This is a genomic window from Shewanella sp. SM69, assembly GCF_025653985.1.
In the GTDB taxonomy this organism is placed as follows: Bacteria; Pseudomonadota; Gammaproteobacteria; order Enterobacterales; family Shewanellaceae; genus Shewanella; species Shewanella oncorhynchi.
Window position 1 is genome coordinate 223,555 of sequence record NZ_JAKKRV010000002.1, and the last position, 21,025, is coordinate 244,579.

General features: G+C 47.0%; 17 protein-coding genes, 1 pseudogene and 1 riboswitch. Of the genes and pseudogenes, 4 read left to right on the forward strand and 14 right to left on the reverse strand.

The genetic code is table 11. The features are described from left to right. Positions 1-39 precede the first annotated feature (39 nt). The 9 genes from L5M37_RS04360 to L5M37_RS04400 all read right to left on the reverse strand — a co-directional run bounded on the left by L5M37_RS04360 (position 40) and on the right by L5M37_RS04400 (position 11,507). Positions 40-2,244, reverse strand: a complete 2,205-nt coding sequence (locus L5M37_RS04360; protein WP_263199536.1) for a putative metalloprotease CJM1_0395 family protein — start codon at positions 2,242-2,244, stop codon at positions 40-42. A gap of 5 nt (positions 2,245-2,249) precedes the next feature. Further along, positions 2,250-2,513, reverse strand: a complete 264-nt coding sequence (locus L5M37_RS04365) for a chemotaxis protein (RefSeq protein WP_113940374.1) — start codon at positions 2,511-2,513, stop codon at positions 2,250-2,252. A 102-nt stretch (positions 2,514-2,615) separates the two neighbouring features. Next, positions 2,616-3,731, reverse strand: coding sequence for a 2-iminoacetate synthase ThiH (gene thiH / locus L5M37_RS04370; RefSeq protein WP_263199538.1), 1,116 nt, complete (start codon positions 3,729-3,731; stop codon positions 2,616-2,618). Further along, positions 3,728-4,492, reverse strand: a complete 765-nt coding sequence (locus L5M37_RS04375) for a thiazole synthase (protein WP_012089303.1) — start codon at positions 4,490-4,492, stop codon at positions 3,728-3,730. The genes thiH and L5M37_RS04375 overlap by 4 nt, the downstream gene beginning before the upstream one ends. 1 nt (position 4,493) lies before the next feature. Continuing rightward, on the reverse strand, positions 4,494-4,697 hold the full coding sequence (gene thiS / locus L5M37_RS04380; protein WP_006081758.1) for a sulfur carrier protein ThiS: 204 nt from the start codon (positions 4,695-4,697) through the stop codon (positions 4,494-4,496). 16 nt (positions 4,698-4,713) lie between these two features. Next, entirely contained in the window at positions 4,714-5,625 is a 912-nt protein-coding gene (locus L5M37_RS04385) for a HesA/MoeB/ThiF family protein (RefSeq protein WP_263199541.1), read from the reverse strand. Continuing rightward, complete coding sequence (locus tag L5M37_RS04390; RefSeq protein ID WP_263199752.1) at positions 5,618-7,555, reverse strand: bifunctional hydroxymethylpyrimidine kinase/phosphomethylpyrimidine kinase; 1,938 nt, start codon at positions 7,553-7,555, stop codon at positions 5,618-5,620. The genes L5M37_RS04385 and L5M37_RS04390 overlap by 8 nt, the downstream gene beginning before the upstream one ends. Positions 7,556-7,557: 2 nt before the next feature. Further along, positions 7,558-9,681 (reverse strand): phosphomethylpyrimidine synthase ThiC, encoded by a 2,124-nt coding sequence (gene thiC / locus L5M37_RS04395; RefSeq protein WP_263199543.1) that lies wholly within the window; start codon positions 9,679-9,681, stop codon positions 7,558-7,560. 201 nt (positions 9,682-9,882) lie between these two features. Beyond that, positions 9,883-9,981: riboswitch (TPP riboswitch) on the reverse strand. 167 nt (positions 9,982-10,148) lie between these two features. Continuing rightward, positions 10,149-11,507 carry a hypothetical protein gene (locus L5M37_RS04400; protein WP_263199544.1) on the reverse strand — a complete coding sequence of 453 codons (1,359 nt, stop codon included), beginning with the start codon at positions 11,505-11,507 and terminating at the stop codon, positions 10,149-10,151. Positions 11,508-12,001: 494 nt separating this feature from the next. On the opposite strand from L5M37_RS04400, the gene trhA reads away from it, so the two are divergent. Continuing rightward, positions 12,002-12,685: a PAQR family membrane homeostasis protein TrhA gene (gene trhA / locus L5M37_RS04405; protein WP_263199545.1), complete on the forward strand. Its 684-nt coding sequence runs from the start codon at positions 12,002-12,004 to the stop codon at positions 12,683-12,685. Positions 12,686-12,847: 162 nt separating this feature from the next. On the opposite strand, the gene L5M37_RS04410 is transcribed toward trhA, so the two are convergent. The 3 genes and pseudogenes from L5M37_RS04410 to L5M37_RS04420 form a co-directional block, all read right to left on the reverse strand. Beyond that, on the reverse strand, positions 12,848-13,411 hold the full coding sequence (locus L5M37_RS04410) for a tRNA-uridine aminocarboxypropyltransferase (protein ID WP_411569062.1): 564 nt from the start codon (positions 13,409-13,411) through the stop codon (positions 12,848-12,850). 189 nt (positions 13,412-13,600) lie between these two features. Further along, on the reverse strand, positions 13,601-14,131 hold the full coding sequence (locus tag L5M37_RS04415) for an NUDIX hydrolase (protein WP_263199548.1): 531 nt from the start codon (positions 14,129-14,131) through the stop codon (positions 13,601-13,603). 285 nt (positions 14,132-14,416) lie between these two features. After that, a pseudogene (locus L5M37_RS04420) lies at positions 14,417-15,197 on the reverse strand (tRNA (adenine(22)-N(1))-methyltransferase). Between the two features lie 267 nt (positions 15,198-15,464). On the opposite strand from L5M37_RS04420, the gene L5M37_RS04425 reads away from it, so the two are divergent. The 3 genes from L5M37_RS04425 (at position 15,465) to L5M37_RS04435 (ending at position 19,376) form a co-directional block, all read left to right on the forward strand. Then, positions 15,465-17,627: a glycoside hydrolase family 97 protein gene (locus L5M37_RS04425; RefSeq protein ID WP_263199550.1), complete on the forward strand. Its 2,163-nt coding sequence runs from the start codon at positions 15,465-15,467 to the stop codon at positions 17,625-17,627. A 347-nt stretch (positions 17,628-17,974) separates the two neighbouring features. Beyond that, positions 17,975-18,889, forward strand: a complete 915-nt coding sequence (locus L5M37_RS04430) for a helix-turn-helix domain-containing protein (protein WP_263199552.1) — start codon at positions 17,975-17,977, stop codon at positions 18,887-18,889. 37 nt (positions 18,890-18,926) lie between these two features. Continuing rightward, positions 18,927-19,376 carry a carboxymuconolactone decarboxylase family protein gene (locus tag L5M37_RS04435; RefSeq protein WP_263199554.1) on the forward strand — a complete coding sequence of 150 codons (450 nt, stop codon included), beginning with the start codon at positions 18,927-18,929 and terminating at the stop codon, positions 19,374-19,376. A gap of 94 nt (positions 19,377-19,470) precedes the next feature. Here the strand turns inward: L5M37_RS04435 and L5M37_RS04440 are convergent, their stop codons facing one another. Together L5M37_RS04440 and L5M37_RS04445 are read right to left on the reverse strand one after the other, a co-directional pair. Then, entirely contained in the window at positions 19,471-20,478 is a 1,008-nt protein-coding gene (locus tag L5M37_RS04440) for a class I SAM-dependent rRNA methyltransferase (protein ID WP_263199555.1), read from the reverse strand. Positions 20,479-20,690: 212 nt separating this feature from the next. Beyond that, the gene (locus L5M37_RS04445; RefSeq protein WP_198572268.1) at positions 20,691-20,984 is read right to left on the reverse strand and encodes a YciI family protein; all 294 of its coding nucleotides are present in this window, start codon (positions 20,982-20,984) and stop codon (positions 20,691-20,693) included. Between the last annotated feature and the right edge of the window lie 41 nt (positions 20,985-21,025).

The window sequence follows — 21,025 nt, forward strand, 5'->3', positions numbered from 1 at the left end:
TGATGAACAGCGAATCATGGGAATAGTTAAAGCCTAATCTTACACACTAAAGTCGACATAGCGCGCTTGTTGATCACCCAAATATTGTGGCTGAATAAATCCCGTCTCCTGTAAAAGGTCATCCTTCACATATAACTCGCTCTGCAAAGACACATTCGTATTCGCGCTAGCACTGATATTTGAAGACTGCTCATTTACATCGTTTGCGGACAAAACATCCGTAGATTGCAAATTGCTAAGCAGCTCATTTGAAGATGCCAGATACGAAGACTGAATATTGGCTTGCGACGTCATATCGACACGAGCTGAAGGTCCAGCACTGGCTTGTGCAACCGCGACATAATAACGGCTTGCAGCACTATCGGATCTTGAGATAAAACCCGTCGCTAAATCCGCTGAAGTTGAAGCTTCTCCAAATGCTAAAGTTGCGGTCGGTGGCTCAATCGTTTCCACTGTGGTCGATGTAGTGACTGAGTCACTGATATCAGAAGAGGTTTTCGAACCAGTATCAATGACTCTCGTGTTGGCCGTTTGCGCCTCGATCGCTTGTTTTAGCTTATCAAGCGCAGTAGAGGCGGGGGTGAATACAGCCTCTTGGGGCTGAGCAATATTACCGGACTCATCAACGTCTCCCGTCACTACAGGTGTATGTTTTTCTAACGGTGGCAACTCTTTGATTTGTGCATCTGCGTCTATTAATGTTTGAGTCGTTTGCAAGTCAACAATTTGTTTTTGTCGCTCCTCTGCCAGCATCACCTTAGCTTCATTCATTTTTTGCAAGGCTTCCGCGGCAACACGGATATCCGCTGATGACGGGTCAACAGGAGCCATTGCTGCGGCATAAACTTGCTTCATTTTGTTTATCGTTGCAAGCGGGTCGCCTCCCACTGGAGAGACATCAATCTGCACTTCGCCATCGGTGGCGTAACGTTGGCCATCAGCACCCTTTTCATACTTAAAACTCGGGCTCTGAGCGTATTGTCCTCCGACGGTTGCGTGGGCATGCTCATGGGCTTTAACCTCTGAATCTCGAGTTTTAAGTTCATCGACTTGCTGTTGCTGTTGAGCCTGTACTTTTTCTTGGGCTTGTATCTCTTGTTCCTGAGCCTGCTGAACCAGTGATTGCTGCTTTGCCTCTTCCGCTGCTGCTATTTGCTGTTTCCGCGATTCTTCTTCCTGTACTTGCTTTTCAAGCTGATTATCATTTGGGGCAAAGACAGCAGCTAAGACTTGTTGACTATCATCTGGATTAGACGCTGTCGCAGGAGCATCTACAGGACCAGCTTGAGCCTGAGCTTCACCGAAAACTTGAGTAAATTGTTCTAACACAGTCGGTTGAGCAACATCATTGCTAGCTGATTGATCTAAGGCTTGCGCAGAGTTTGACTGACCAACAGGCCCTGCACTCGTTGCTATACTCTTATTTACAGCACTCTTATTTACAGAACTGTTGATTGCAGAATCGGACGTAGTGGGATCAACTAACACAGTTCCAGTAAAGACAGTTTGTGGTCCAAGCACTGCAGCTAAATCAGGCATTATTGGAGAAACATCACCCGTGCTAGATGGATTGAAAGCAGGAATATCAGTACCACTAGTGCCAATTGATGGACTCAGAGGCGTAAAAATATCAACGGGAATATTGCTCGTTACACTGAGATTTGGACTTATTGTAGCCAAGGAATTTACCCCAATTCCGCTATTACTCGTACCCGCGACTGGCGAAAATACCTGAGTAGAAATAGGTGCCGCAATCTGTCCCCCGCGTACACCAGAAATGGATCTTGGTCCTGTTAACAAACTAAAACTCGCATCGGCATGTAAGCTAGCTCGATCATTTAACGTATTTACCTGAGGATTGCTCCTTGGCGTTGGTACGGAAAAAGGAGCGACCTCGAGTACTTGGCTTGCACCATTCAGTACAGGAAGTACAGATGCAGCAGTTGATGAAACAGCACTAGAAGCAGCAAAAGACACATTCGGTGATGAGTGGAGAGATTGAGAAACTTTAGCAGCTAATGAAGTAATAGGCGTGGCTTGAACTGGAGCAAATGAAGTTCCAGTAACCTGTAGTTCATGGACACCACTCGCTTCAATTTTTGAGGAGCCTGCTGTGTGAGCGCTGGCTCCTTGATAAGTGCTATTAGCGTGACTCTGGCTTAGATTCGAGCTGAGCATCTTATCATGTGCCGAAAATGAAGAGGATGGCGCTCCAACCTTAGGTGATAGCGCCACAACCGACATGATATTTACACCTTAATATTAATGATCGAACCTATCGTTTCTGAGTCAGTTTCAATCACTTCTGTTGAAGCTTCACCTTGTCTTAATGACTCATTAGCTGCCAGTAATGCCGAGGTTTTATCGGGCTGGGCAACATCTCTAGCAGGCTCAGCCGGAGATGCACTTTGCGTCGGTGTCGGTTTAGCCACATCTATTGTTGCTTGAGTGAGCCCAGATTGCGCACTTTGCAAGCCTTGCAGACCGGATGAATAAGCAGATTGGATTTGCATAACGGTATTCCTGCACGCTGTGATTAATGGGTTAATTATTAACCAACGGATTACAAAAGTACAGGTTTTATCCGCATTCTCGGCCTTAATTTACTGTCTGTTCTATCTAGTGATCCAATTAGCTTCCCAATCTTTAAATACCGGATTAAAACCCTGCCGTTGCATCTGTTCGATAACTTGCTCGACACTGCGATCATCGCTTATCTCAAATTGATCGAGTTGACTGTCAGGCGCTTGATAGCCTCCCGGTTGTGTCGAACTGCCCGCACTGATTTGAGTGATCCCAAGTGGCAAAAGATTATCCCTCAGCTCAGGACTTTCCCTTGTCGACATGCTGATATCAAGCTGTTGATTAAAAAGTCTAAATGCACAAATCATTTGCACTAAACCTAGATCCGATAGCATGACTTTTGGGGTGATCCCGCCAGTACAAGGTCGTAACCTTGGTAGCGAAAGACTAAAGCGGGTGCGCCAATAGCGTCGCTCTAAATAGTCGAGATGATATCCCATCATTAACGCATCTAAACGCCAATCATCCAGCCCCAGTAATACCCCAAGACCAATTTTATCGACGCCCGCCGCCGCAACTCTGTCCGGTGTTGCTAAACGATAGGCAAAATCCATTTTTTTACCTCGAGAATGGTGACGAGCATAAGTTTCGGGCTGATAGGTCTCCTGATAAATCATCACAGCATCTAAACCTAGCGCGACTAACTGGCAATAATGGTCCTCACTCATGGGCTGGACCTCCATCGCCAAATGGCTAAATTGCTGCTTTACCAGCGGCAACATTTGCTTGAAATAATCGATGCCGACCTTAGTTTCATGCTCACCTGACACCAGTAAAATAGAATCGAAGCCCCTATCTTTGATAATGGCCATTTCGGCCATCAACTCCTGCTCATTCAAGGTCTTGCGTTTGAGTTTGTTACTCATGCTAAAGCCACAGTAATCACACTCATTAGCGCACAGATTCGAGACGTATAGCGGTAAATACATGCCCAGATTCGCGCCAAATCGCTGCCGCGTTAGCGCCGCAGAGTGCTGCGCCATGGTTTCGATATAAGGTTCCGCCGCAGGTGATAGCAAGGCCAATAAGCTACGTAAATCCCCTGCTGGACTCACTAACGCCCGCTCAACATCTTGGGCAGTGCAAGAATACAAATCGAGTAACAGTTTATCCCGTGGGATCTTGGCAAATTCCGCTACAAAACTCATTGGTTTAAAAATCCCGTCAGAGGACTGGTATGTACCGCGCCCGTTTGTACTCGGCCAAGCCCAGCTTCAAAGGCCCGTCTGCCGCATTGCACCGCCTCTTTAAAGCACTCGGCCATCACTATCGGCGACGCGCTGCTGGCGATGGCGGTGTTGACGAGCACCGCATCGGCGCCCAGCTCCATTGCCCGCGCTGCCTGTGAAGGCGCGCCAATACCGGCATCGATCACCACTGGCACCCGCGCCTGCTCTATGATGATTTTTAAAAAGCTTTCAGTGACTAAACCTTGATTACTGCCAATCGGACTCGCCAGTGGCATAACCGCAGCACAGCCCACTTCTTCCAAACGACGGCACAGCACAGGATCGGCATGCACGTAGGGCAACACGATAAAGCCTTTCTCACAGAGGATTCTAGCCGCCTCTAAGGTTTCAATCGCATCGGGCATTAGGTACTTAGGATCCGGGTGGATTTCGAGCTTAATCCAATGAGTTCCCAGCATTTCACGGGCAAGCTCAGCCGCAAACACCGCTTCCTTGGCGTTTCTCGCCCCCGAAGTATTAGGCAATAGCCGGACACCCGCTTGACGTAACGGCGTGAGTAAATCATCAAGCCCCATTTTAAAATCAATTCTTTTCATCGCAACTGTCACTAACTGCGATTTTGAAGCCGTTATCGCCTCAAGCATCACTTGGCTATTGCTGAATTTTCCCGTTCCGGTAAATAACCGTGATTCAAACTCCACATCGGCAATCGTTAACATACTAGCCTCCCGCTACAGCTGAAAAAAGTTCTAATTTATCTTCATGTTGGCAGAGAATCGATTGCCAGCGATTACGCGGAACCACCTCTGCATTCAACACGATAGCAACTGAGTCGAGGGCTATATCTTGCGCGAGGATCACAGCCGCGAGTGAAGTCGGTTCCGTTAATGGCTGCGGGACATTATTTATGTGAATTAAAATCATATCAAACCTCCATACTTTATAGTTTGCTGAGCTTATCGGATGATGAACGAACCTCTTTTGGACCACATACGTCACAATGGGGATCCCGCGTTAATGTCGCCGCTGTCCATGAAAGTGATTTAGCGTCGAAGCGCCAAAAACCTCCCAACAAGGCACTTTTAGGTTCATCACAACTATCCACATTCAACAAGAGTTGCATGGCCACCAAAGATTGCATTGACGCCATGACGCCTACGCTCGGCCCGAGTACGCCTTGGGTACTGCAGCTCTGCGACACTCTCGTTTGTGCGGGGAAAATACAGTGATAACAACCACCATAGGGGAACCGCATTTGGTCGACTGCAAACAATTGACCGCTAAATGCTGCGATTGACGCACTGACTAAAGGCAAAGCCGCTTCGATACAGCTGTGATTAATGGCTTGGCGAGTCGCGAAGTTATCGGTGCAGTCAAGCACAAGTACTCTTTTACCTTGTTGTTTTAATTGTAAAACCTCAGCGAAGTGATGGGCTGATGTCGCAGCACTAAATACTGTTTCATAGGCAGTAACAGTGCAATGCGGTGCTATGCCATTGAGCTTTTGCTTGGCAACTCGCGCCTTATTGAGTCCAATATCGGCATCGTTGAATAACAATTGTCTTGGCAGATTTGATACTTCAACCTTATCCATATCGATTAAGGTCAAGCGACCAATACCTGCACAGGCCAGATATTGCGCCGCCAATTGCCCTAAACCGCCAAGACCGATAATAGCGACACCAGCGTCGGCCAGTTGTAATTGCCCAGCCTCACCCACTTCTGGCAATAAGACTTGCCGAGAATAACGGATGAAATCGGCATCACTGAGTGCATGGCCGCAGTGTTCATTGTCGCTGTGTATATGACCGCAAAGAACCTCTGCGTGAGCAAGCAGTGGGTTTTTACTCATGCTTAGCACCCAACTCATGGTTTACAGCCAGTTCTTCAGACAAGCTACATTGCTCCCAAGCTTGGCTCAGCTCTGCAAACGCAGCTAACGGATCCTTAGCTTTCGTTATTGCGCGCACTACAGCAATATTGCCAACCCCTGTGGCTTTCACCTTTGCCAGATTTGTTAAGTCAATACCGCCAATGGCGACCAAGGGATAATGATCTTGGAGTAACGCCACATAGTGTTTAAGTTTTGCGAGCCCTTGGGGCGCCGAAGGCATTTGCTTCGTCGTGGTTGGGAATATATGCCCAAGCGCTATGTAGGATGGCGAGTATTGGTGCGCCAATAGCAACTCGAAATAACTGTGGCTCGATATGCCTAGCGCGAGCCCCGCGGCTTGAATGGCCGCTAAGTCGGTAACGGCGAGATCTTCTTGGCCTAAATGTACCCCAAAGGCATGGTATTTTATCGCTAACTGCCAGTGATCATTGATAAAAAGCTGCGCATTAAAATGCTTACCTAAGGCAATGGCCGTTTGAATTTGTGCTTCTAATTCGGAGCCAATTAACTCAGGTTCGCCTGACTCACATCTACTTAGCGCAGATTTACCTAAATCAGATTCGGCTAACTCTGCAGTAGTTAACTCGCTGATGTCGGTTTTTATCCGTAACTGCACGGTTTTAACGCCCGCAGCTAACAAACCCTCCAGCATGGTTAAGTCACTCACCACAGGGTAAACACCAAGATCGGCATCGAGCACTTTAAAACCGTGGGATAAAATATTTTGAGGTGGCGTCGAGGCTATTCTTACCTGAGAGGTAGCCTGATCTGTTGCAGATAAAACTGTTGCAACTAAATCACACCTAACATCAAGATGTTGATTGAGGTGATGACTAATAAAATTGCCATCACACAGATTTATCTTGGCATAGCGGGACACATCATTAGGCCAACCCGTTCGGGCCAACGGCCCTGGACCTTGCCCTAAACCAATCGCCGCGCTTAAGCCTTGACTCACATAGGCTTTCGCAACCACCACCGCATCTTGCAATACAAAACCTTGCGCTAACACAGCGGCAATGGCCGATGACAAAGTACAGCCGCTACCATGGTTATGACGGGTATTAACCCGCTGGCAGGCTAACCAGAAACGCCCATTTTGATGTAGTTTAGAGCTTGCGCGCACTTGACGACAAACTAGATAATCCTCGGCAAGCGCAAGGTCCCAGCCGTTGCTATCAAGAGCGATAACATGAACATTAGCCTGAGTTTGAGCATAAGTGCTAGCGTGAGTTTGAGCATGAGTATCAGCAAGAATGTCAGTGCTGCCAAAGCTTACATCGCCCCCTTTGGCGAGCACACTGCAATCAAGACTCTGGGATAAAGCCAGTGCAGCAGCAGCGAATTGCGCTTTCGTTGAAACATCACTGTGAGTTAATCGCCCAAGTTCAAGCACATTGGGCGTGATAAGTTCGATTAAACCTTTGAAAGGCTTAAAATCTAAGGCTGATTTGGCCGCACTTTTTATATCCTGACAGTTATCTACTGCTAATGCATCGCCACAACTGGCGACCATCACAGGATCGACAATCACAGGCACAGATGGATAGTGGATTTTAAAACTCGCGATCCAATCTGCCAGCAATGCCACTTGAGTTTGATCTGCCAGTAAGCCGATTTTAATTGCTTTGGGTGGTAAGTCGGAAAGTAAAGTCGTCAGCTGAGCCATTAACATCGCCGCTGATACGGGCTCAACTAAAGTGACCGCCACAGAGCTTTGCGCCGTCACTGTGGTGATCACGCTGCAACCGTGGCAGCCCAAATCCTGAATCGTGGCCAAGTCCGCCTGAATACCGGCACCGCCGCCGCTGTCTGAACCGGCTATAGTCCAGACAAACGCGGGGTACTCGGTATTCATGGGCAATTTCCCCCCATGAATACCCAGCATCATTAGGCTTCCTCAGCTTCGGCGACGAGCTTGTCTTTCACGTGATAGATCTCGGCGCCCGAAGCAGCAAATTGTGCCGATTTTAGCGCCATAGCCGCTTCCAACTCCTGCGGCGTCTTGACTGTGACTTGCATGGCTTGGTCATCAGCTTCAACTTGATCCGCCTTCGCTTGTGCCGCCTCTAAGCCAGCGGCATAGGCGCGCACATCTTGGGTGATTTTCATCGAACAAAATTTAGGGCCGCACATAGAGCAAAAATGCGCGACTTTAGCGGATTCCTGCGGTAAGGATTCATCGTGATAAGCACGTGCGGTTTCAGGATCGAGTCCTAAGTTATATTGATCTTCCCAGCGGAATTCGAACCGCGCCTTTGCCAGCGCATTATCACGAATTTGCGCACTCGGATGACCTTTCGCCACATCGGCGGCGTGGGCGGCAATCTTATAAGCAATCAAACCTTGCTTAACATCTTGTTTATTCGGTAATCCTAAGTGTTCTTTTGGCGTGACATAACACAACATAGCGCAGCCGTACCAAGCAATCATGGCCGCGCCTATGCCGGAGGTGAAATGATCATACCCAGGTGCGATATCGGTGATTTGCGGGCCAAGCGTGTAAAACGGCGCCTCATCGCAGTGAGCTAACTGCTTGTCCATGTTCTCTTTAATGAGCTGCATCGGGATATGTCCCGGCCCTTCGATAATGGTTTGCACGTCGTATTCCCACGCGATTTTGACTAGCTCACCTAAGGTTTCAAGCTCTGCAAACTGGGCAGCATCATTAGCGTCGGCAATCGATCCGGGACGCATACCATCACCTAAAGACAGGGATACATCGTAGGCAACGCAAAGTTCACAGATCTCACGAAAATGGCTGTAGAGGAAGTTTTCCTTGTGATGACTCAGGCACCATTTGGCCATAATTGAACCGCCGCGGGAAACGATCCCAGTGACGCGTTTAGCCGTCATCTGCACATAACGCAGCAGCACACCAGCATGAATAGTAAAGTAATCAACACCTTGCTCAGCTTGTTCAATCAAGGTATCGCGGAACACTTCCCAGGTTAAATCTTCTGCCACGCCGTTCACTTTCTCCAGCGCTTGATAAATCGGCACTGTGCCAATGGGCACTGGCGAGTTACGGATGATCCACTCGCGGGTTTCGTGGATATAACGACCTGTGGATAAATCCATTACCGTATCTGCGCCCCAACGGGTAGACCAGACGAGCTTTTCCACTTCTTCCTCGATGGAAGAGGTCACCGCCGAGTTACCGATATTGGCGTTCACTTTCACCAGAAAGTTACGCCCGATGATCATAGGTTCGGCTTCGGGATGGTTAATATTCAGCGGAATAATCGCGCGGCCACGGGCGACTTCAACGCGGACAAATTCGGCGGTAATCGGTTCGCCGACTAAGGCACCAAAAGCTTCGCCCTTGGCTTTACGATTGAGGATTTCATCCTGTACTTCGGCAAGTGCCATGTTCTCGCGGATCGCCACATATTCCATTTCGGGCGTGATAATCCCTTGACGGGCATAGTGTAATTGACTGACTCGTTTACCCTGCAGCGCTCTGCGTGGGCGGACAATGGCACTCGAACCTGCCTCAAAACGCAGATGTTCTAAACCGTCATCGGCGAGTCTTTGTTGGGTAAAGTCTGAGGTCGCGCAGGGTAATTGCTCTGTATCGTTGCGGGCTAGGATCCAGTTTTGTCTTAATTTACTCAGGCCTAGACGCACATTGATATCGGCCTCAGGATCGGAATAAGGTCCGGCGCAATCATACACGCGGATTGGCGGATTTTTTTCCATGATAGGCGCATCATCGGTACCGCCGATAAGCGTGTCAGTCTGCAGGATTTGCCGCATGCCAACGCGAATATCGGCATTGGAACCTTCGAGATAAATCTTTTGTGAATTAGGATGTTGCAGCGGCGCTAACGTATCGATAAAGGCTTGAGCCTGCGCGCGGGTTTCGCGGCGACTCGGCGCCTTAGGCACGATTGATTGACTAGACTCAGCCGATTTATTAGGCACTGTCGATTTATTAGGGATTGTCGATTCTGGTGCTGTGATTTCTATCGCATTGGCAGCTACAGCTGGGTTTGGGTTTGAACTGGACATAAGCAATCTCACGTTAAAAAATGGAGTTGCTTGTCTGGAGAATTGAGTTGTTGATAGCTGGACATGGCAATCAACTTTTGTGGCCAACACTGGCTTCAAAAATTGAGTTACCCTGCTCAATAACGATTAAATCTAAACATTAAGGCTTAAAACACTGCTGAGTAAACAGGTGTTCAAGCCGTCTATTTTAGCGATTTAATGTGTGTTATTACGCTTGTTTCCTTCGCAGGTTTTAACCTGATCAGGTTCAACGGATCCCGAATAAACGGTCTCAGCCAAGAGGCACTCCGACAAGATGAGTGGGCAGTATAGACAGAAGCGGCAGCAACAAACAAGGAAAAAAGCAATTAAAAACCTTAACCACCAATCCAAAATAAAGATTCATAATTAATTGTTTTTAATTGATTAAATAAAATTAAACTAAAAAATCCATAATTAGCATGAAAATAAATCATAAAAGAAAGTCACTATTTATGGGGTTTGAGCATCATTTTGTTTAATCGAGATTGAATGGCATCATCAATAGCTTGATTGATTTTTTTGCCACTGCAGTCAAATGGGAAGCCTAAATTTTCGGCGTAAGGATTAACTTGAGTGCCGACTTGTACCACGCGATAACACGTATCACCTTTACGCACAATACGATTTGGATCTAAGGGTAAATCTAGGCTCGTTGTGCCACCGAAATCATCGGCGTTAGGGACAAATAGCACCTCCATCTCTGGGCTCATTTCACTCATATTCGATTTCCGGGTGAACTTATCGGCCTGTTCAATGACGAGATCATCGAGCGCTTGCTCGCGCTGACGTTCAAAATATTGCTGGGTGAATAAACTCATGCTTGAGCTTGTCGCTATTGTGCTCTCACCTTCTGCTGTGGGCGAGCTCTTAGCGCCAATCTGCGGCTTTAATTCTGAGGCATCCAACGTATTCGTTGGTTTTGTTGCCATCGTTTCAGTGGGTTGTTCATCACTTGGGGCAATTGATTGAGTTTTCTTTGATTGAGATTGGCTCGATTGAGTGATGTTCGGTTTAACCGTATCTGGGTTCACTTTTTCCGACTCTACTTTTTCAGAGACGGCCTTTTCGGGTGCTATTGTTTCAGGCATGACCTTTTCAAGTATTGGCAGAGGCTTCACTTGAGTTTGAGGTGTGGGAACAATTGTAGGCGTAACAGAACTTGTCGCTTCAGTCTTATCCTCGGCCTTGATCTCAGTTTCGGACTCTGAGGTTTCGGCTTTCTCTACCGCGGGAGCATAAATAAAGTAAGCCTTGATCGCTGCCACTTTAGGGCCACGGCTTTCTATTTCCTTCAATCCAAAGGGATTTAACTGCGGGCGCCACAAAATGCAGATAAGTAAAAATAAACACACATGCACTAAGATCACAAAAAATAACAGACTTAATCCTTTGAAATATGGCTGACGAGTATGTAACCCCAATCCTTGAGCACGGGTTTGTATTGTCCTAGACAGTTCAAGTTTGGATTCAGATTCAGCAACCAATTTATCTTGATCTTGATGTTCAGCATGGATTTCTTGCAGTACCAAATCTTGAGCCTGCTCATGATATATAGCTTGGGTGTCATGTTCAGTGACTAAAAGGCCTGCACCGCGATTGAACGCTGACGGCTCGGCAGCAGTGGTAAAAAAAGGCGTTTGAGCAGTATCCAGATCACCGAGGTGATGATCAAATGCAATAAAAGTCTCGCCTTCTGGCGATGTGCCCGAAAAAAGCAAAGCACTATCAGTATCATCTCCAATCGCTATTGCTGTAGGAGATACTGTCAATAAAGGCGCGGCCTTGGGTTGATGTTGAAAAGGCAAAATCCATCCTTAGGTTTTGTATAGTATCCATTGATTTCAATGATGCTTAACGTGGAACGATTACACTCAAATCCAATATCAATCCAATATCGGGTTGGTGAATATTGAAAGCGAATTATCTATTGATTGCATTTACTTACGAGTGCTCAACGCAGATTAGAGGAGGCAAACAGAGCAAAGTTCAATGCGAATGCAACCTGCTACAAGCACAGTACTTTACGCCAGTGCTTGATAAGCCACTTGCCAGTTAAGACAAATAAGGCTGGGAATTGGGATCATAATCGCGCTAAATTGAATGTTAAATCTCACGTCTTGAAGCGAATAGCATCATCAATGCGATGCACTGATGGGAGTGCAAGACGGCGTTAAAAATCTAAAAGATGAAAAATAGAAGCCAACCATAAATTTAAGCTTACAAGTGTACGCTTAAATATGGTGATTTATTTTTCTAACTGATAGACTCAGTCATTATCGTTTACGAGTGTGTATCTACCATGTCGAGTCAAAGTGTTACCGAACAGCCAAACACAGTTAAAAACCCGGTAAAATCTGGACCATATAGTATCAAAGAAGAGATCGCTAACAGTGTATCCCATGGCCTAGGTGTCATTGCGGGGATTGTGGCATTGGTGCTCATGCTGCTTAAAGGTCAAGATCACCTAACGCCAATTCAACTTACGGGCGTAACCATTTATGGTGCGAGCATCATAGTGCTTTTCCTATGCTCGACGTTATATCACAGCGTTAGCCATTCAGGCTGGAAACATAAACTGAAGATCGCCGATCACTGCGCTATTTACTGTTTAATTGCAGGAACTTACACACCTTTGATGCTGATAAGCTTACAAGGCACGCAGTCGATAGTGATTTTAACGGCCATTTGGTCGCTTGCAATTGGTGGGATCCTATTTAAGACGTTATTTATTCACAAATTCAAAAAGTTAAGCCTAGTGTTGTATCTCTCTATGGGTTGGCTATGTGTTACTGTGATGGGCGATTTAACGGCGGCGATGTCAGAGGTAGGCTTTAATCTATTAATCTTAGGCGGGTTATTTTACACCTTAGGAGTTGTGTTCTACGTCGGTAAACGCATTCCATTCAACCATGCCATTTGGCATTTGTTTGTGCTCGGCGGTGCCATGAGTCACTTTCTGTGTATATATCTGACTGTTATTTAAATGACTATGATTTAACTGATGGTAATATAACTGGCTCTGATTTAAATGACTGTGACTTAACAGATGGTGATTCAGCTGACGGTGATTTATCTATGGGTCAAAGCTAAAAGTCGTTAATTATCTATTCATGCACTTCCTCGAACACTCTCTCAAACACTGCAATCAAGTACGGCTATTCAATTCAGTAAACAGCGACGCTAATAGCGTCGCTTGTTCTGCTCTGCCACACTGGCGCCAAAGCGCAATAATGCATTCTACAGTGCACAAGCCCCCTTCTTGCTGATTACGCCGCAATATAAAGGCGGATTCAGGCATAAGTGGCGGCAAACTGACTCGTGCAGCCGTTTTAAGATAGGGGCTCTGGCGCAGCATCTTACGCGCCTCCTGCCAAGTCGCATCTAAAATCACCACTTGGCTCGGCATTCGTTGTGCTGCTATGAGTGTGGATTGCGCAGGCACTAACAAGGCTTGTGCGTTCGAGAGCGATGGCTCAGCTAAATTCGTCTCTAAGGGGTTAATATCAGTGGGCATAGCAAACTCAGTATCACTTGCAGGAAACAACAGCTTGGCTTGCTGGGATGCCAACATAGCCACTAAATCGTTATCAGGTGCCGTTCTCGACCAGACGATGCTTTTCACCTCTTCAGGGAATGCGGCTAACGCGAGTTGGCCAGTATTCGTTTTGCGGGTTAACTCGCGTTCGTGGGTCAATAAAATAATCTGCATTGTCTTCCCTGCTGCGGCAAAAGAGTGAGAAATTGTCTTAAACATCCACTGAGTCAGGCACAGACTCGAAGCACATCCACTTAAAAAATCAGGTTAAAATAACGGCGTTCAATCGCCAATAAACCAAGAAAACTAAGTTTGACATGAAATAAAATCATAGTTTAAAGTTATGATTTAAAATGATAAAACTTAAAAAAATTCCAACACTATCTTTTTTAGCAAAAAAGTTTCACGCTCTATTGATTGGCCTTTATGGGGATGATTACGCTGAATATCTTCATTATGGGCGATTGCTTGATGAATATTGAGCCATTCAGGCCGCATGCCATTTTTAATCTCGTGGGCTTCTAATCGAGTCTCACCTAAACCACGCTCGCCCAAGGTGGTGTCGATACGGCACACATAACAGAATGACTCCATGTGCACCGCGTTCGCCCCCTCACGGTACCAAGGTCGAAACTCTTCATAGCGACCAAAGGGCGCTAACACTTGAATGTCTAAGGCACCGGTTTCTTCCTGTAGCTCGCGGATCAGTCCATCTTCAAGACTCTCGCCATCGTCAATTCCGCCGCCGGGTAAGCTATAGTCGCGGTATTTTTGGGTATAAAGTAGCAAAATATCTTCACCCGATAACACTATCGCGCGGGCAGCTCTGCGATAAAAAACGCGGGCCGTCTGTAGGTTAACCGCAGGATCTTGGGTGGTTCTCAATAAACGCATCGTCGTAGCCATTTGCCGAAAAGGAGTCGCAGCATAAACGAAAATACACCAAATGCAGATCAAAAACTGCCACAGAGGCAATAATCACACTCAGTCCAGTCCGAGTGATTAATAGATTTTAACGATTACAAGATTGATTGTTAACGGTTTATGCTAAAATCGTTTTGCCCATAATATTAACAACGAGATCGCGATGCATCATCTCTTTCGCCTGATCCTCATCTTTGGTGCTCATCTTTGGTTCTCATCTTAGTTCTCAGCGTAATCCCCAAGCGGCAAAAATGCTCAAGAACATTCAAGCTCACTCATACTCACTCAAGAGCTGGGCCAATTGCTGCTGATAGGCGTGAATAATTTCAGGAGTTTGCTTGTGCGCCGGCATGCGTTGGTAATGGCCAATCAGCTGCGACAGGTAGCGTTGTGCTCGCGGCAGGTTTGCTTCATCTAATGTCTGCCACATTAACGACCCCGTAGCAGTGATAGATAGACCATTTGGAGCAGCGATTGTACTGACATGGAGGATTTCGTAGAAACGTTGATTCTCTTCCAATAAGTGTTCCGACTTAAGCCCTAGCCCTAAGGCCGAAAGTGATTGCCTGACATAGTAATTATGATGCACGGGACACAAAATAAATTCGAGGGGCCGCAGTGGGTGTTTGGCTAGAATTGCCCGCACTAATTCCACCAGCAATTCACCACCCACGCCAGCGATGATAATCAACTGTTTATCATTGTCACTGGTTTGCGCGAGCGGTAAAGTCGCGACATCAAGGCAATGCACTTGCCACTGACTATGACGACTTAAATTGGGGTCTATGTCTGGGTTTAAGTTTGGATCTAAGTGTGGATTAAGGCCTGATATGTCAGCGGGAAAGAAACGTTGTAAACGCAGTTCAAGCGCCTGCATTAGCGAAGGGACACAATCAACAAAATGTACGTGGCGGGCAGCGCTCCTTTCTAACAACAGCATACCAAGCAAACCATGATCGCAGCAGCAATCCCAAATATGATCGTAATAACCTGTGATCATGCTGTTTATCTGTTGTAAACGTTGGCTAATTTTCACGGTTTGACCTTACTACTGCGGCTTTTAATGCTGTTAATCCCACTATAAATCGCACTTTGCCCTGCACTTTTAAGAAAAAAGAAAGCGCGCAGTTTACTCGAGTCAAAAGCAAACCACATCTTTTGTTCGTGCCCTCGCAGTGCTTCACGTCACGTCTGTTACGCCACGCCTTAATGTGGTGAATACGTATGCAGGCCGTTGCGGTTAAAAAGCCATCGCCACTAGTATGCTGTGAGTCACATTCATTATAAAAATAAGGATCAAGGAATGTTCATCAAGACCAACCCTATTCAGTTTACTCGCAGCGACTTAACTGCCCGTCACTTAACAGACTGCCACTTAACAAACAGCCACACTCGCCAGAGCTCATCGCGACAAAAACTATCGCAAGCGCTATTAAGCCCTACAGCCCTCGCCCTTGCGGTCACGAGTCTTTTTAGTGCCAACGTATTTGCCAAAACCGTTACCGTCAGCTCACCCAACCAACAAATTCAAATCAGCTTGAGTGATGATACCGGCCGCCCCGAATATAAAATTGATTTTCGCGGTAAAACAGTCATAGAACCGAGCCGCTTAGGCTTAGTTTTTCAATCCCTTGGCGAACTCGGTCAAGGATTACAGATAAAAAGCAGCGATAAAAAAAGTGCTGATGAAAAGTGGCAACAACCTTGGGGCGAACAGGAATGGATCCGCGATCAACACAATCAACTGACTGCTGTATTAAGTAATGGCAAGGTGCAACTCGAAATCGAATTTAAAGCCTTTGACGATGGGATTGGCTTTCGCTATCACTTAGCCCCACAAGCTGCCCTGCCCGCCAATTCGCCGCTATTAATCACTAACGAGTTAACCGAGTTCAATGTCGGCAATAGCGCTAAAGCCACAGCATGGTGGATCCCTGCCCGCGGCTGGAATCGCTACGAATATTTATATCGCACCACAGCGCTTAAAGACGTCGATAGAGCCCATACCCCCTTCACCTTTAAACTCGCAGACGGTACGCACTTAAGTATCCACGAAGCCGCCTTGGTGGACTTTGCCGCCATGACCTTAGATCAACAGCGCGATGGCAAACTTAAGGCCGATCTCACGCCTTGGTCCGACGGTATTCGCGTCAAAACCCAAGTGGGTTTTTATACGCCATGGCGCACCATTCAAATTGCCGACAAAGCAACTGGGCTGCTCAATTCGCACCTCATCCTAAACCTCAATGAACCCAATAAACTCGGCGATGTTACTTGGGTAAAACCAGGGAAATACGTCGGTATTTGGTGGGGAATGCACTTAAACGAAAATACCTGGGGCTCGGGCCCAACCCATGGCGCAACCACCAGTGAAACAAAGCGTTATATGGATTTTGCCGCCAAATATCAGTTTGATGGTGTACTGGTAGAAGGTTGGAATGAAGGTTGGGACGGCGACTGGTTCCACAACGGCGATCAATTTAGCTTTACCAAGGCCTATGCTGATTTCGATCTGCCCGCCATCACAGCCTACGGAGCAAAACAAAATGTACGTTTAATCGGCCACCATGAAACCGCAGGTTCAGTCACGCATTATCGCGAGCAAATGGCTGATGCCTTCACTCTGTATGAGCAGCATGGTGTTACTCAAGTCAAGACGGGCTATGTCGCCGATGGTGGCCAGATCAAGCGCATAGATGACAAAGGCATTACCCGTCACGAGTGGCACGACGGCCAATTTATGGTCGGTGAGTATTTGCACAATGTCGCTGAAGCAGCGAAACACCACATCAGTATCAATACCCACGAGCCGATCAAAGACACAGGCCTGCGCCGAACCTATCCGAACTGGATCTCCCGCGAAGGTGCCCGCGGCCAAGAGTACAATGCTTGGGGGAGCCCACCAAACAGCACTGAACACACGGCCATGTTACCCTTTACCCGCATGCTTGCGGGTCCAATGGACTTTACCCCAGGAATTTTTGACTTAGCGCCCAAGGGGTTGGATGCTGAAAATCGTGTGCAAACCACATTGACCAAACAGCTCGCCTTGTACGTTGTGCTCTATAGCCCAATCCAAATGGCAGCGGATCTGCCGCGCAATTATGAAAAGCACTTAGATGCCTTCCAATTTATCCGCGATGTGCCCACAGATTGGTATCAAAGTGTCGCGCTTGCCGGTGAAGTCGGTGACTATATTGTCTTTGCCCGCCAAGCGAAGGATCAAGGTGATTGGTACTTAGGCGCACTCACGGATGAAACTGCACGCAAGGTCACGGTCAAACTGGATTTCCTCTCCCCGAATAAACGTTATCAAGCGCAGATTTACCGCGATGGCGCAAAAGCCGATTGGAAAACCAACCCCTATGATTATGTGATAGAAACAAAAGAGGTGAGTGCTAAAGATAGCCTAAACCTCGCACTCGCCAGCAGTGGCGGCACGGCAATAAGGTTCAAAGTGCTTTAGGTTTGGTTTTAAAATCAGTGCGTTAACAACGTGTTTGAACGAATGTGAAAATACAGAGTAAAAAAACAAAAAGTCACCAAGGATATACCTTGTCCTTGGTGACTTTTTATCGCCAACTAACACCAGTTGATCCCAGTACAAACGTAAAAGTTGATCATGGTCGAGGCGTCTATTCAGCTAGTGCCAATTAGCTGTCAAATCGGTATAAACCGAATAAACAGGTTGTAAATGCTTCTGGCTAACCAGCAACAGCATAGACAGACCATGCCAGTCCAAGGCAAATGCGTACAACCAACACAGGTGCAAAAATGCCTCAGTTAGATTAATCTGACCTTCCTTTCTTCCTTATGGTGCTCAGCTTGCGATATCGGGCAAATTTATTAGAAATGCGCAGCTTTAAACGTTTCGAAACTGAACTCGCGCACTTAGGCTTTAGCCATTTCCAACCCTTAGCGCCACTTCGCCCTTGGGTGCAGCGCTACTTTCATTTGCGCGTTGCGACTAATTTACCACAGAGCATTGAACAGACATTTTATCCGGACGGCGGCACTAGCCTGCATTTCTATTTCCCAACGCCAACGCTTACTCAAACGCTAAGAGGCGAAGAACCTCAAGTGTTATTTCACTGTGGTCAGAGCCGACATTCCCACGCCTTTTTACCAGGAATCGAGCTGATAACCGTTCGTTTTCACCCCGGCGGCGCGTTTCATTTACTCGGCATTGAACTGCAAGATATTATGTCTACTTCATCAGTGACGACTATTGATGCGACGCAATTGCAGCTAACAGGATTGGATCAACTGCTATCGCAACTGGCGGAAACCAATCTGCCAGCCCAACGCGTCGCTCTACTTGAGCACTGGTTATTGCAGCTCAACCAGCGGCAATATGATGTGCCCTTATCTCGACATAAAAGCGCTATGATTAGCTTAGTGCAGGCGAGTTTACCAAAGCTTACTCAAACCCAAGCCAGTTTAGAGGATTTCTATAGACAACTGCCCCTAAGTCGCCGCCAGTTTGAACGAAGATTTAAACAAGAAACCGGATTATCACCCGCGCAGTTACTGCAATTAAACAGAGTCAAAATCGCCCGAAACTTACTCAGCCAATCACCTAACCTCAGCCTAGTGCAGGTCGCATTCGATTGCGGATTTTACGATCAAGCCCATCTACATCAACACTTTGTACGGGTGACACAGCAAACTCCAGGACAATACAAAAAGCGTAAAATGTCGCAAATATCCAATCCTACGTCGCGCTAACCGCTTAGATTGAAGCCTCAGCTTATAGGAGGCTTTTATGTCAGAACGTATACCACGCCAGCAAATTTACCAGCTACAACCCGTACTCGCTAACGCACTGCTCAGCTTAGACAAAGCAGCCGGCGACTCCCACTTTTCGCCATTACTGGTGCATTTAGTCAAGCTTAGAGCATCGCAACTCAATGGCTGCGCATTTTGTCAGCGAATGCACGCCGAGGAAGCCAGAAGCGACGGTGAAGAACAGCTGCGTTTAGATTTACTTGCCGCTTGGCAGGAGGTCGATGGAATCTTTAATGAACGGGAACGTGCAGCACTGCTCTGGACGGAAATCTTAACCCAAGTTGCTACTGCGCCCGTGCATGATAGTCAATATGCAGCGCTTACTGAGCATTATTCCGAGAAAGAAATTGTCGACCTCACCAGCTTAATCATTGCCATTAATGGCTGGAACCGCGTCGCGATTGCCTTCCACTTGCAACCCATCTAGCGGCACATAAATGGACAAATAAACAGGGCACCGAATCGGGTGCCCTGCTTGTTAATATCACGATGTAGTTCTTATCACTATACCATTTGTATAACTAACTTAATGTCAGTGCCACTATTTTAAGTGGATGATTGTCATCGAACGAAGGGAAATCCTCATGGGGATCGAGCCAAGTGTGCGTAGTGACTGTACGGCCTTGTTTTTCAACGCAGCGCACTAAACTGTCAAACCATGCTTGGCGCTCGACTTTCGCCACATTGTTACAGCAAACGATAGTGCCACCGACTTTGGTCGCCATTAATGCGGGCTTAAACAAACCTTGATAATCATTAACCAAATCGACAATACCAAAAGCACTCTTGGCATAACGCGGCGGATCGAGAAATACCAGATCAAACTGGGTTTGCGCCAATTTGGGATAACTCGGTAATTTTTGATTGCGGCGCCCTCCCACACTCAAGCCTGCCAATTGGCGCAATGCCGGAAACGCATCACTCTGCACAAACTCACATACATTCGACACCTGATTTAACGCCGCATTCGCTTTGCCCGTCGCTAAAGCAAAGGAAGAAAAATCAACATTCATCACCTGAGTCGCGCCGCCGATGGCTGCCGCAGTACCAATGCCGCAGGTGTAGGAAAACAAATTCAGCACGGTTTTATCTTGGCTGTGTGCCCGCACATATTCGCGGCCAACACGCATATCAAGGAATAACAGCGGATCTTGTCCTTCGTGGCGCAGTTTAGTGCTGAACTTGATGCCATTTTCCTGCATTACTCGCTCAGAACTCGCGATCTCTGTCAGTGCGGGTGATAAGGCATTCAATACACGGGAATGGCCTAATGAACGATCGTTATACACTATCGGCAAATCGGCCTGTTGTAACAAAACAGTGCCGACATCAACCAACTCTTCGTCGGTTAAGGTCTGATGAAAACTCTGCACTAACCAAACATCGCCGTAGCGATCGACATTCAAGCCACTGACGCCTTCGACTGTCCCATGGAACACCCGAAAACAATCGGTTTGATCCTGTTCTGCTTGTTGTAAAAAATCATGGCGTTTCGCCAGAGCCGTCGATAACAGCGTTTGAATAGACATAAAAAGCGGGACTCGCGCAGCGGAAACCTGCGTAAGGTTTCAAGAGGGAAAACGGCATAATACCAAACTAGGTCGCAGAATATCGGAAAAGTTCGCCCCAAAAACAGCATAAACACTGACTAACACCCAAATGGGGGGAACTCTATGTCCCCCCAACCCGCCAAGCCTGTTATAACCAAGTACACGGAATAATTTTCAAACAAAGATGTAGGTTAAATCACTTCAAGCAACGGCTCTAACCCTGGCGCCGTTTTAGTCGGCACAAACTCTATCACCTCAAACTCAGCGACATCGGCAATGCAGAAAGGATCTTGCTGCAAAATAGCCTCTAGCGCCGCGCGACTTTCAGCCTTGGCGAGGATGACGCCACCGGTACGTGGCACCTTACGACCCGAGGCGACAAAAGTCCCTGCGGCATAATACTCATCAAGATAAGCAATATGGGCGGCTAAATGTAACTCCACTTCTGCAATTGGCTTTTTATAAGTAAGCGAGACAACAAACATAGGGATCCTTTAATCAACTGAAAAAATTTAAAATAATCGAA

Bases quoted from the DNA above. Each gene is read 5' to 3' on its own strand.
- L5M37_RS04410 (WP_411569062.1), bottom strand. From the start codon at position 13,411: ATGCAGATTATTTTATTGACCCACGAACGCGAGTTAACCCGCAAAACG.
- L5M37_RS04385 (WP_263199541.1), bottom strand. From the start codon at position 5,625: ATGAGTAAAAACCCACTGCTTGCTCACGCAGAGGTTCTTTGCGGTCAT.
- thiH (WP_263199538.1), bottom strand. From the start codon at position 3,731: ATGAGTTTTGTAGCGGAATTTGCCAAGATCCCACGGGATAAACTGTTA.
- L5M37_RS04430 (WP_263199552.1), top strand. From the start codon at position 17,975: ATGGTGCTCAGCTTGCGATATCGGGCAAATTTATTAGAAATGCGCAGC.
- L5M37_RS04415 (WP_263199548.1), bottom strand. From the start codon at position 14,131: ATGCGTTTATTGAGAACCACCCAAGATCCTGCGGTTAACCTACAGACG.
- L5M37_RS04390 (WP_263199752.1), bottom strand. From the start codon at position 7,555: ATGCTGGGTATTCATGGGGGGAAATTGCCCATGAATACCGAGTACCCC.
- L5M37_RS04425 (WP_263199550.1), top strand. From the start codon at position 15,465: ATGTTCATCAAGACCAACCCTATTCAGTTTACTCGCAGCGACTTAACT.
- L5M37_RS04365 (WP_113940374.1), bottom strand. From the start codon at position 2,513: ATGCAAATCCAATCTGCTTATTCATCCGGTCTGCAAGGCTTGCAAAGT.
- L5M37_RS04440 (WP_263199555.1), bottom strand. From the start codon at position 20,478: ATGTCTATTCAAACGCTGTTATCGACGGCTCTGGCGAAACGCCATGAT.
- L5M37_RS04435 (WP_263199554.1), top strand. From the start codon at position 18,927: ATGTCAGAACGTATACCACGCCAGCAAATTTACCAGCTACAACCCGTA.
- thiC (WP_263199543.1), bottom strand. From the start codon at position 9,681: ATGTCCAGTTCAAACCCAAACCCAGCTGTAGCTGCCAATGCGATAGAA.
- L5M37_RS04375 (WP_012089303.1), bottom strand. From the start codon at position 4,492: ATGTTAACGATTGCCGATGTGGAGTTTGAATCACGGTTATTTACCGGA.
- trhA (WP_263199545.1), top strand. From the start codon at position 12,002: ATGTCGAGTCAAAGTGTTACCGAACAGCCAAACACAGTTAAAAACCCG.
- L5M37_RS04360 (WP_263199536.1), bottom strand. From the start codon at position 2,244: ATGTCGGTTGTGGCGCTATCACCTAAGGTTGGAGCGCCATCCTCTTCA.
- thiS (WP_006081758.1), bottom strand. From the start codon at position 4,697: ATGATTTTAATTCACATAAATAATGTCCCGCAGCCATTAACGGAACCG.
- L5M37_RS04445 (WP_198572268.1), bottom strand. From the start codon at position 20,984: ATGTTTGTTGTCTCGCTTACTTATAAAAAGCCAATTGCAGAAGTGGAG.